Annotated in this window: 12 protein-coding genes; 1 reads left to right on the forward strand and 11 read right to left on the reverse strand. The window is 47.9% G+C overall.

Going from position 1 to position 11,417, the window contains the following annotated elements; all coding sequences use genetic code 11:
• Positions 1-3: 3 nt before the first annotated feature.
• The 11 genes from AC07OI_RS29500 to AC07OI_RS29550 all read right to left on the reverse strand — a co-directional run bounded on the left by AC07OI_RS29500 (position 4) and on the right by AC07OI_RS29550 (position 10,606).
• A complete protein-coding gene (locus AC07OI_RS29500; protein WP_495259633.1) occupies positions 4-396 on the reverse strand; it encodes a type II secretion system protein in 393 nt (130 codons plus the stop codon).
• Positions 397-412: 16 nt separating this feature from the next.
• On the reverse strand, positions 413-892 hold the full coding sequence (locus AC07OI_RS29505; RefSeq protein WP_492706012.1) for a type II secretion system protein: 480 nt from the start codon (positions 890-892) through the stop codon (positions 413-415).
• Between the two features lie 41 nt (positions 893-933).
• On the reverse strand, positions 934-3,309 hold the full coding sequence (locus AC07OI_RS29510) for a secretin GspD/PilQ domain-containing protein (RefSeq protein ID WP_495259634.1): 2,376 nt from the start codon (positions 3,307-3,309) through the stop codon (positions 934-936).
• Between the two features lie 14 nt (positions 3,310-3,323).
• Positions 3,324-3,869, reverse strand: coding sequence for a hypothetical protein (locus tag AC07OI_RS29515; RefSeq protein ID WP_492706008.1), 546 nt, complete (start codon positions 3,867-3,869; stop codon positions 3,324-3,326).
• A complete protein-coding gene (locus tag AC07OI_RS29520; RefSeq protein WP_492706006.1) occupies positions 3,866-4,480 on the reverse strand; it encodes a hypothetical protein in 615 nt (204 codons plus the stop codon). The genes AC07OI_RS29515 and AC07OI_RS29520 overlap by 4 nt, the downstream gene beginning before the upstream one ends.
• Positions 4,477-5,031 carry a PilN domain-containing protein gene (locus tag AC07OI_RS29525; protein WP_492706004.1) on the reverse strand — a complete coding sequence of 185 codons (555 nt, stop codon included), beginning with the start codon at positions 5,029-5,031 and terminating at the stop codon, positions 4,477-4,479. Before AC07OI_RS29525 ends, AC07OI_RS29520 begins: the two co-directional genes overlap by 4 nt.
• Positions 5,028-5,852 carry a hypothetical protein gene (locus AC07OI_RS29530; protein ID WP_492706002.1) on the reverse strand — a complete coding sequence of 275 codons (825 nt, stop codon included), beginning with the start codon at positions 5,850-5,852 and terminating at the stop codon, positions 5,028-5,030. The genes AC07OI_RS29525 and AC07OI_RS29530 overlap by 4 nt, the downstream gene beginning before the upstream one ends.
• On the reverse strand, positions 5,845-7,548 hold the full coding sequence (locus tag AC07OI_RS29535) for a GspE/PulE family protein (protein ID WP_495259635.1): 1,704 nt from the start codon (positions 7,546-7,548) through the stop codon (positions 5,845-5,847). The genes AC07OI_RS29530 and AC07OI_RS29535 overlap by 8 nt, the downstream gene beginning before the upstream one ends.
• Entirely contained in the window at positions 7,545-8,747 is a 1,203-nt protein-coding gene (locus AC07OI_RS29540; protein WP_492705999.1) for a type II secretion system F family protein, read from the reverse strand. The genes AC07OI_RS29535 and AC07OI_RS29540 overlap by 4 nt, the downstream gene beginning before the upstream one ends.
• Positions 8,748-8,786: 39 nt before the next feature.
• Complete coding sequence (gene gspG / locus AC07OI_RS29545; protein WP_492705997.1) at positions 8,787-9,194, reverse strand: type II secretion system major pseudopilin GspG; 408 nt, start codon at positions 9,192-9,194, stop codon at positions 8,787-8,789.
• 503 nt (positions 9,195-9,697) lie between these two features.
• Positions 9,698-10,606, reverse strand: coding sequence for an HNH endonuclease (locus tag AC07OI_RS29550; RefSeq protein WP_495259636.1), 909 nt, complete (start codon positions 10,604-10,606; stop codon positions 9,698-9,700).
• Positions 10,607-10,770: 164 nt separating this feature from the next.
• Between AC07OI_RS29550 and AC07OI_RS29555 the strand changes: the two genes are divergently transcribed.
• Positions 10,771-11,417 (forward strand): SOS response-associated peptidase (locus AC07OI_RS29555; RefSeq protein ID WP_495259637.1); only part of this gene is annotated, 647 nt, incomplete at its 3' end.

Genomic DNA, 11,417 nt, shown 5'->3' on the forward strand with positions numbered 1-11,417 from the left:
CATTCAAAGGGAACGATAAGCCGTACCGTCAGCACGCTGGCCTTGCGCGCCACTTTGTATGTTGTAGACCTGCCCTTGAGCACCATCCACCGGCGCAATAATTTGCCAGCTCGTCGTGCTTTCTGTGATGGGGTCTATGGGTAAATCTTTCAGGTACTTACGCTCAACAAGTTCCTCCAGGTTTTCTGGATAGCGGCCAGTGTCTGCGTAAAATTTATCAATGCTTTCCCTCGTTGTGCGCAGATTTTCTACCAGCACGGCTTCTTTGCCTTTATCCAGACTCTGATAATAACGGGGCAATGTCAAAGTGCTTAGCAAGGCGACAATCGCGAGCACGACCAGCAGTTCTATCAATGTAAAACCACTGCTTCGCTTATATTGCACAGATAAATTCATTTGTGTTCGCATGTCTTCACCATTGCCTGTAGGCGATGCCGTTCAAGCCTTGTTGTGAGTTGGTTGAATAAACGTCATACACATCGTCACCCTCTTGTGGATCATTCGCCTCACTGGCATAACTGCGCTTGCCCCAACTGGCAGCGGCATCCAGATTAAGATTAGCTTGCAAAGGGTCGCGCGGCAAACGGCGCAGGAAATATATTTTCCTGTGACCGGGATCGCGCTGATCAACAACACCTTCTACCAGCATATCCAGATTTGCCGGGTAGCCAGTTGAATTGAAATTTTTGAGAATGCGCCCTTCATCACTCAGGCGTTTGTACTGGTCTATTGCTGTACGTATTTCACGCAGAGCCAGCTTCAATTCTTTCTCTTTGCCACGCTGTACAGCTATCTGCGCAACGGGCATGGCAATGCTTGCCAGCAGGCCTAAAATTGCCAGGGTAATCAGCAATTCTATTAAAGTGAAGCCATTTGCGGTTGCACGTTTCATGTCGTTTGTACTTATTTATGCTCTTTTTATGCCTTTAACTGTCAGGGCAGAATTTCAACATTAAAAGGCAGCAAGGCCTGGGCCTGCAAATTACGCCCCGCCACACCAACTGGCGTAACAGACAGTATTTTGAGTGGCGTTGATTCTGCCGCCGCCATGGCGCGGAAGTTGATGGTCATCAGACTACCCGGGCTGCTGGCACCGCCAGAAGTGCGTGTGTTACTGACAGTCACTTGCCCTTTGGGATCTATCGAAGCATTAAAATTGGTGGGTGCCCCGCCCTGTTTCAGGAAGATGCCTTCGCTCACATTCACCACTTGCAAGACATTGGGATCAAAACCCAGAATGAGCGGCACGCTGGTAACGAGCTGATCTGATTGCATGATCAACTGCAATGAAAATACATCGCCAATTTTTACGCTACGCGGCCCCTGCCATTCCATTTGCGGCATACCTACATTGGCAATGCCACCTGTGCCCGCTATACCACCATTGATGCCACCCACGCCACCATTGATACTACCAGCACCGTTTGCATTGTTATTGCCCCCACCAAGGCCATTAGCCGGATTGGCATCAGTTTTTACAGTGCTCTTTGCTGCGTCATATGAAGTGCTGCCAGGAACCGCGTTTGATGCGGGCGTAGTGTCGGACATTTCTGGCCTGATCCTGAAGCTGCTATCGGTACCTGACTGGAATTCGGCATTGCGCAATTCTGGTTGTTGAATGTTGCGTATCAGATGCGGTGTAATCGAGAGTACGATTTCAGTTTTCTGACTATCATCAAGCTGACTGCCAAACAAGCGGCCAACAACTGGCATTTCACCAAGGCCTGGCACTTTGGTGCCTGAATTGCGTTCTTCATCATTGATCAGGCCTGCCAATATTTGTGTCTCACCATTCTTCAGGCGCAGGACTGTGCTGGCTGTCCTGGTGCCTATTTGATAGGCGACCGAGCCAGATTGTGTCTTTAACTGATTAGTCAGGCTGCTCACTTCGAGCGCTATCTTGATGCCAACGTCATTATCGAGATAAATGGTTGGTTCGACTTCAAGCTTCAAGCCCACTTCAATGTAGTTGATATTTTCAGAAACAAAACCAGTGGACGTGGCAGTGGTGGTGATATTAGGTACACGCTCACCTATCAGTATTTTGGCTTTTTCACGGTTTTTGGCACGTATGCGCGGATTGGCCAAAAGATTGGCATCACCCACTTCACGCCTGGCCTTGACGGACACTGGCCCAAGAGTAGCACTGATGGTGGACGGATTGAGATTGGTTTTCAAATCACGCAAGGTCAATGCACCGCCAGCTGCCGATGATATAGGCGCAAGGCTGAGTGAACTTGGCCATTGCATGCCCAGTTCCAGCAGGCGGGTGCGTTTTATTTCCAGTATTTCAACCTCAAGCATCACTTCTGGTTCAGGCAAGTCTTGCAGGGCGATGATTTTTTCCGCCAATTTGATGGCATCAGGGCTATCCCTGAGGATGAGCATATTGAGTTTTTCATCGACAACGATGTCACGTGTCTTGACCAGTGTTTTGAGTGAGTTCGATACGTTTTTGGCTTCTGCATTAGTCAGGTAGAAACTTTTGACGACCATCTCCTGATATTCTTTTTGTTTGGCTGCAGTATTGGGATAGATCAGGATAGTGTTTCCATCCAAAACCTGCTTCTCCAGTTGATTGGTCAGCAATGTGAAATGGATGGCTGATTCTATCGTGCTGTTCTTCAAGAACAATGAAGTACGCTGATCAGTTTTGACATCACGGTCAAATAAAAAGTTAATGCCCGACGTGCGGGAAATCACTTCAAAAACTTGCTTGACCGGCGCGTCACGGAATTCAATATTGATGGTTTTTCTGTAAGCTGCGTTTAACCTTGTTTCTTGCGGTGCCTGCACGACAGACTCGGCGACCATCCTGGCCAATTTATTGGCTGCTACACTACCAGGGTTTTCTGCCAGCACTTTTTTAGTCAGGGCTTGAGTACGGCTGTATTCTTTCTTATCAAACGAAGCCTGCGCCTCGGCGATCAATACCGCATGTTGATCAAGTTGCTCCAGCTTGAATAGCCCCGCCCTAGCCTGTTCATTTGCCGGATCGATATTCAAAATTCTTTGAAAATGAGTTCTTGCGGCAGCCAACTTTTCCAGCTTGACTGACTGGTCTGCCTGCTCTTGCAAACTATAGATGATTTGTTCACGCGTTTTCAGGTAAGCCTTGCGATATTCAAGCTGGCCCGGTGCCTCTGCCATGGCGAACTTGAATTTCTCCAGACCGTCTTCAAGCTTGTCCTGTGCGATGAGGTCTTTGCCGTCACGATAGGCCATCTGTGCAGCACAGCCAAACAGCGAGATGCACACAGCCACCAGGGTAAGCAGTCGACGACACGGCAAGTGTTGAAATGATTTCATAAGTACTCAATTAGTTAATCTGCACTACCGATTTGCAAAGTCTGTACCTGATTCAAGGGCAGGTAGGTGATGCTCATCATGGTGGGTTTGATGGCATCAACACGGTAGATATTTTCGATAATAGTTTTTTCCTGGACGATAAAAGTCCGGTCACCACTGGACAGGTAAACTTCCATCTGGCCATCATCTGTCTTTTTACCCAGATAGCGAAATGGTAAAGGCGGTGCAGTTGGAGGCGGTGGCGGCGGTGGTTTCGCTGCAGGTGGCGGTGGCGGCGTCCAGTTTTGCGTACCAAAGAAGCTTTCATTACCCTTGTAGTCACCAGCGATTAATTGCTTTCTGTCGACAATAGTAGCAATTTCCTGCACCTGATTCGCGCTTGGCATCTTTGCTTTGGCATCCACTACTTTTGTAGCAGTAGGGCTTGTCTGTACCACCTGCCCCCTCTTTGCAGGTGTTACGGCTTCAACAATGTCGCTGTCAGGTGTTTTGTCTGCATAAAAGGCTACCCATACAGCCACGAGCAAGCCGCCGCCCAGTAAAATTTTGCGCAGGTTCATTCAAAACCCCTGCCAGGCAATGTCGTGTTTGTACCAACATATAAGGTGAACACCATTTTCGATTCGATCACAGGGCCATTGATGGCTTCACGCTTGAATGAAGTTTCATCCAGCGATGCAAATGGGATGGTCAGCAAAACCTGCTCTGCAAATTTGCGGATTTGCAAATAACTCCCCTTCACGGGCAATTGCACTTTGTAGGTGAAAAATCTGCCTGCACTGTTTTCTGCCAGCTGATACTCACCAGCTTTCAGGCTGACGCCTGCTTCATTGGCTAAATACAGTATGGTTTTCACTTGCTGTTCTACGTGTTTCTTTTCACCCAGCAATTCATAAAATGCATTCAGACGCTGCAAATTATCGTCCAGTACTGGCGTTTGTTTGGCCATGCTCAATTGCTGGCGTTTTATCTGCAGATCAGCTTGCTGTTCTTCCATCCTGTAAATCTGCTTTTGCATATAGGGCACGCCGCGCCACCAAGCCGTGCCAACTGCAAGCAGCAAGCACAGCAACAGTAATTTGAACCAGCCAAATGTGTGCCCTGACAACGCAATGGCGAGCCGGATTTGCCTTGGCAAGTTTGAAGCATTTCTTGCTTGGGACGTTGTCATTGCCTGACTCCGTCGCGCCATTGCACGTCAAATTGAAACCTGTATGGCTTATTCGGGTCTTGCTCATTGATTTCGTGTTTTTCAAGAATCACGGTGGTAAACAATTTTTGCTGTTTCAAGGTTTCGATATAAGCAATCATGTCGTCGCTGTTCTTTGTCTCTGCCACTGCTTTAAGACTGGCCTTTTGACTGTTCGGCGTTACCTGCAATAGGGCTACTTTGTCAGAACTGGCTTTTTCCAGGGCATCAAGCAAGTCTGTCCATGGCAGATTGAGTTTGGCAATTGCCTGATTGACCGCAATCACTTGTTCTTGCGGTAGCTTGAGTGGCGGCGTCTTCAATTGCTTCTTTTCAATTTTCTCTATGTCAGCCTGCAAGCTCTGCATTTTTTCTGCAGCATGCATACGATCTTGAAACAATTGATTACCACGCCAGACCAAACCACCCAGCAAAACCAGAACGAGCACAGTCAGCAACAGTACCGGGAATGAGGTGTAATGCAAACGTTTCGCGATTGAATCCGGGGCGAACTCTATCCGTATCGATGTCATGAAACTGCTCCCGCTCTGTTCTTCGGCAAAACCCTGACATCAGCACTACTGTCTGCTAGATCTTTTTTTGCGAGCTGATACTGGTCAGTCTGGCGCAACACGCTATATTGCCAGGTAGTTGGAATACGACCTGCAAGCAACAATTGTGCAGGTGGATTCAATTGATGCAGCATTGCTTCTCTTTGCAATTGGGTACGCAACCATGCATCGTCGCTGGCATCATGCAACAATATGGTTTTGACCATGCGCAAAGATCCGTCCTGAAATGCGGCCAGCGTCATCGCATGCTTTTCAACAGATACAAACCAGGTGTCGGTTGAAAATCTTTGCTTGCATTGGTTCCACATCCATACAAAGCGAGGTTGCAAGCTCAATATCCGCTGAGCCGATTTTTCACTCGCACCACTGATTTTTGCCAAAAGCGTCTTGGGAATGGCACAGACCAATGACGGTTTATTGCTTTGCCAGTCAGCACTGATGAGCCAGTCATCGCTGGTCACATTAAACAAAGTTTCCAGCCTCATCCGGGCTGCAGCGTGCAAATCCTTTACAGACTGCGCATGTGCGGGTGGCGCCAGCACAAAAAATTTGACCAGCACGTTGTCAAGTATTATTTCCAGTAAACCTTTTCTGTCTAGGTAATTGGCGAATGCCGACTCCCATTGCAGGCCAAAATCACTGACATCCTGCTCTATATCCAGCGGAAACGAGAGTGCAGCTTCAAGTTCCGGCGAGCGACGCAATTTTGCAGCTTGTCGGCTGATATGAATCTGCCCGACTTTGATATCGACCAATAAGGAAGAACAAAAGAATTTAAGCATGGAGCGTAATCCTTTTAATTTCTTCCAGCGTCGTATCGCCGCGCTTGACCATTGCCAACGCTGCTTCACGCAAGGTAGTAGTACCGTTGCGACGCGCAGCGTCCTTGATTTGCCTGATAGGACGTTTTTCGATAATCATTTCACGAATTTCATCCGTTAAAGTGAGTATCTCGGCAATGGCACGCCTGCCTTTATAGCCGGTTCCACGGCAATCGCCACAGCCCTGCCCTTGCCGGAAGTGGAAATCATGAACGTCTTCCGCAGTCAGGTTGACCCGCTTCAACATATGCTCATCAACACTGATTTCTGTCGAACAGTGCGGGCAATTGATGCGTACCAGACGCTGCGCCCAGATGCCATTCAATGCAGAGACAAAAGCATAAGGATCGATACCCATATGAGCAAAGCGGCCAAATACATCGAATACATTATTGGCATGCACGGTGGTAAGCACCAGATGGCCCGTCAATGCTGACTGCACGGCTATTTCTGCTGTTTCCTGATCACGGATTTCACCCACCATAATCTTGTCGGGATCATGACGCAAGATGGAACGCAAACCCTTGGCAAAGGTAAGCCCTTTTTTCTCATTGACAGGGATTTGCAATATGCCGGGCAATTGATATTCAACCGGATCTTCAATGGTAATGATCTTTTCGCGTCCGCTATTGATTTCTGACAGAGCCGCATACAGCGTGGTTGTTTTGCCTGAACCAGTCGGTCCTGTTACCAGTAGCATGCCATACGGCTCTTCTGTCAACATGCGCAGGGTAACCAGCGACGCCTCATCAAAACCCAATGCCTCAAGACTGAGTGCACCATAAGCTTCAACCATTGCGCGCTTGTCGAGGATACGGATAACCGCATCTTCACCATGTATGCTGGGCATGATGGAGAGTCGCAAATCGATTTCCCTGTCATTAACCTCAATGCAGAAACTGCCATCTTGCGGCACGCGACGCTCTGAAATATCAAGTTCAGCCAATACCTTAAGGCGGGAAATTACCTGTTCCGCATCGGCAATACCGGTTGTCGAAGTGATGTGATCGAGTACACCATCAATGCGATACTTGACGCTCAAACCCTGTGCCGTGCTTTCCAGATGGATATCTGACGCGCCAGCCTTTAAAGCATCATACAAGGTGGTATTGACCAGCTTGACTGCGGGACTGGCTGCTTCTGAAACAGATTCAAATGACAGCCTGGTGGCAGCCTTGCTCTCGCGTTTACTCTGTGCATCAAGGGAACCTGTATTTGCCAGGCTATCAGTTGTTCGTGCTGACTCTTCATGACGTGACAAATATGCCTGTATGTCGGTATTCAATGCCAGCCGGAACTGTATGGGAGATTTGGCGATAGAGCCAAGCCAGATCTGGACGTCGGGATCGAAAGGATCAGATATGACTGCAAACAAACAGTTTTGCGCGTCACGCAGTATCAGGCTTTGTTTTTGCATGGCACGGTTCAGTGGCAGCAAATCAAAAGCCGGCACGTGCGCCTGCAATTCCATCGTTTCCATCACGGGCATGTCGCAATAGTGGCCCAGCGTCTGCAGTAACTTCCTGGCTTCAACTTGCGTCAGGTTCTGCAGGGCAAGCCACATACTGACGTGATGTTGATTGGCATAGTCCCTGGCTTGTTGGAGCAATTCTGGTGTAACCAGTACGCTAGTCATATTATCGAAAGCACTATTCATGAAAGACCGTCCGCCAAATCAAATATAGGCATATACAAAAGCACCACGATAGTGCCAACAATCAGGCCAATGACTGCCATCAGAATTGGTTCAAAACTACGAATGAAACGGTCTATCCAGCGCGTGATTTCGCCTTCATAAAAATTTGCCGATTGCGTCAGCATCTTCCCTAATTCACCAGTGCGTTCGCCCACTCTTAACAGCCGCTGCGAAATTGGTGTAGTCAGTTCATAACGTTCAAAAGCTTCAGACAACATGACACCAGATTCAATCGAAGTGGTCGCCTGATGTAGAGCCATCTGCATATTTGCGCCGACCATACTGGCAGCTGTATTCAAGGCAGCAACGATGGGAATACCACCATCCAATAACATACCCAGGGTCATATACAGCCGGGATAAAGAATAAATACGAATAGATTCACTAAACCCCGGGAATTTGGCGACCAGACCCAAAGCACCGTTTTTTTGCCACACGCCTTTGATGAAGATACCTAGTGACAAAATGCCTGCCAGACAAACCAGAGTAAATACAGAACCGTGTTCTGTCACAAAAGCCCCCCAATTCAGCAACAGTTGGGACGACCATGGCAGTGAACGCCCGGTACCTCGATAGACTTCAGCAAAACGCGGCACGACATACACCAGCAAAAAGAAGGTAACGGCGCCACCAACCAAAAACAGGATGGCAGGATAAATGAGAGAACTGATAATTTTATTGCGGACAACATCAATGCGCTGCTGATACTCAACAAATCGCGCCAATGAGGGGGACAGGCTGCTGGTACTTTCTGACGCTTGCACAATACCGACAAATAAACTTGGGAAATATTCTTCTTGCTCAGCCAATACCCGGGAAAAGCGCTTCCCTTCCTGCAAACCAGTCAGGACGGTAGACAATACAGCACGAATTTCCTGACTTTGTTCTTTTTCGAGCAAGGCTTCCAGTGCTTCGACTATAGTCAGGCCCGCATTGAGCAAAGCCAGCAATTCCTGGCTAAACAGGAGCAGAGAAAATTTACCAGGACTTACCCCGGAGCGACCAGATTTCAATATTGAAAGGGAACCGGTTTGCTGCAATGACGAGATCACCCAGCCACGGCCCTTTATCACCAGGCGTACGTCGGCTTCAGTGCGCGCCTCAACGATTTCCTCAACGATTTGCTGATCAGGTGTCAGTGCCCTTATTTTGAAGCGCATAGTTTAATTTAAAAAGTTTGCGCCAAAAGCACCTAGTTACTAATTACTAATATCGGCGTCATCACCTGTGCCGCCTGCCTGACCATCTTTGCCGTAAGAGACAATTTCAAAATCCTTGTCTTTTGCTGGCGACAGATAGCGATAAGGACGCCCCCAGGGGTCAAGTGGAATGGATTTTTTCAAATAAGGTCCATTCCATTTTGTATTTGCAGATGGATTTTCCAGCAAACCAGTCAACCCCTCTTCGCTCGTTGGAAAACGCCCCACATCGATACGATAAGTATCCAGTGCTTTTTCAAACGCAGTAATTTGAGCCTTTGCAACCGCCGCCTCAGACTTGCCAATTTGTGCGAAATACTTTGGCCCTACATACGAAGCCAGCAAACCTATGATCACCACCACAACCAGCAATTCCAGCAGAGTGAAACCGGCGTTTCTTCGCAGCACGTTCCTGCCCGGGTTTGCTTTTGCTTGCGTTTTTGTTTGCGCCTTTGCTTGATCTATTGCGTTCACTTGATACCTGATCGTCTAGCCTGAGAGATGTGCTTCTGCAAAAATTTTCACTGAACTCACACGGTGATCAGCATCAGAGCAACAATTCGGGAAATAAAAGAATGTGCCTAAATTTTAGACAGTCGGGGAGCTTAGCATAAATTTAATCGAAAAGGAAGCCCGGATAGTTGGGCCCTACTGGCGCATAAAAATGCCAATCAGATACAAAAAAGCCCTTGGACTCCAAAGGCTTTTCATATTCTGGCGGAGAGGGGGGGATTCGAACCCCCGATAGTATTGCTACTACGCCTGATTTCGAGTCACATGATGCGCAACGGCATACGCTGGAAAGCCCCGCCAATTCTGCACTACTGGCTATGCATACAGTGCGTCAAATACGGCGTTTTGCGCACCGGATGGCAAATTTCTTCCAGAGACAACATCAGACTGAAGTGTGGTTATTCGTTATTTTGGTTCACGTCTGCAAAGAAACTAAAAAGATCATCAGCATCATCTGGAAGTGGCACTTCCACACGAAATCGGAAGGAATGATTACGCGTCTCTTGTGAAAACTCTGAACTATGGTGTGGCGCACAAGCCATCAACTCCAGAATTGAATCATGATCGCCACAGAAGCCAATGACACGTACTGAATGATTCCACTCCAGGGCCCAAGACCATACTTCTTTTTTGGGATGTCGCCGTACAAATGTCTTGAAAAAAGTATCAGCGCCAATGGCATGAACCTTCACGTGCCAATCACGTACAACGTTCATGAACCAACGCATTCTCGGTGCCCCCCAGTCTGCTCGACGGCAAGTTGCAACGGGATGATAAATACCTGGTGCGAAACCGCCTCGGCGCAAATTGGGTTGGTACGTTATCCAGTAAAAGAATGCTCGGAAATGGTAATGAGATAGCAGATAAATTCTTCTCTCTTCCGTCTGGGGAGGCGCAATAAATTTGAAGTTGAAGTCCAATGAACCGAACTCGCCCTTTATTACTATCTCTTCATGGCTGTCCGCTACTGTTTTGCCGGTGAGACGACTTCTTGACATGCGGACCTTGCGATCAACTTCCAATTTCAATCTCGGATCGTCCGATGGGAAGTTACCAAAGTTATCTGGCATCATGGAAATGACAGAGATGTCATCTTCTAAGTCCGATTTTGTATTATTACAATCTACACATGCATTCAAAATTAAATTCCACTGCGCGGACAGCGTGCCCTTTGGAACAAAACGTCGGCCGATAACATGCTCGACATTTGACTTTAGAAACTCTGAAAAGACTTTCCCGCAATACGGGCAGTTTGCATTTTTTAATTTAATAGCTTTTTGTCGGTTTAGTATTTGAATTTCATTCATTTGACGGTCAGCTATCGTTGCAGGTTATTTATAATACGATTTAAATCAGCACAAATTCAACTCTATGAAGTGTTTTGTTGTATCCGTTAATTTTAATCGTCCGCGGTATTAATAAAAGATTGTTATTGAAATAATATACCTATTTTTCTCACGCCGGAGACAGCATGTGCACACACTACGCCCCTACTCGCCCCGAAAAAATTGAGCATTTCAAAGCCACCGGTCGCAACTTAGAAGACTGGTACCGCGAGACATGGCCAGACTACAAAGCCCCGATTATTAGGCATGGGGCCAATGGTGTGCGGGAAGCAGTACTCGGCAATTACGGGTTGCTGCCAAAAGCCAAGCAGCCGCCTGGCAAACGCTATTCGACGATGAACGCCAGGTCGGAAACGATTGGCGAATTGCGAACGTATTCACGGCCTTGGAAAGATGGGCAACTGTGCCTCGTGCCCATGGAGCATTTCAGCGAGCCGTGCTACGAGACCGGCAAGGCCGTCAACTGGAACATTGGCCTAATCGATGAGCCAGATTTTGCCGTGGCAGGTTTGTACAAGGAATGGAAAGAGGTAGACGGCAGCGTCAGCTATTCATTCACGCAGATCACAATCAACGCGGACGACCATCCAGTCATGCATAGGTTTCACAAGCCTGGCGATGAAAAGCGATCACTTGTCATACTCAGACCTGAAGACTGGGACGATTGGCTGGCATGCAGGAATCCAGAGTTTGCACGCACCTTCCTATTGCCCTACCCTCCAGAATTGATGCGAACTGAAGCCGCACCAATACCACCTCGCACAAAAAAAAC

The sequence above is a fragment of the Undibacterium sp. GW821-FHT07F11 genome (assembly GCF_059418665.1).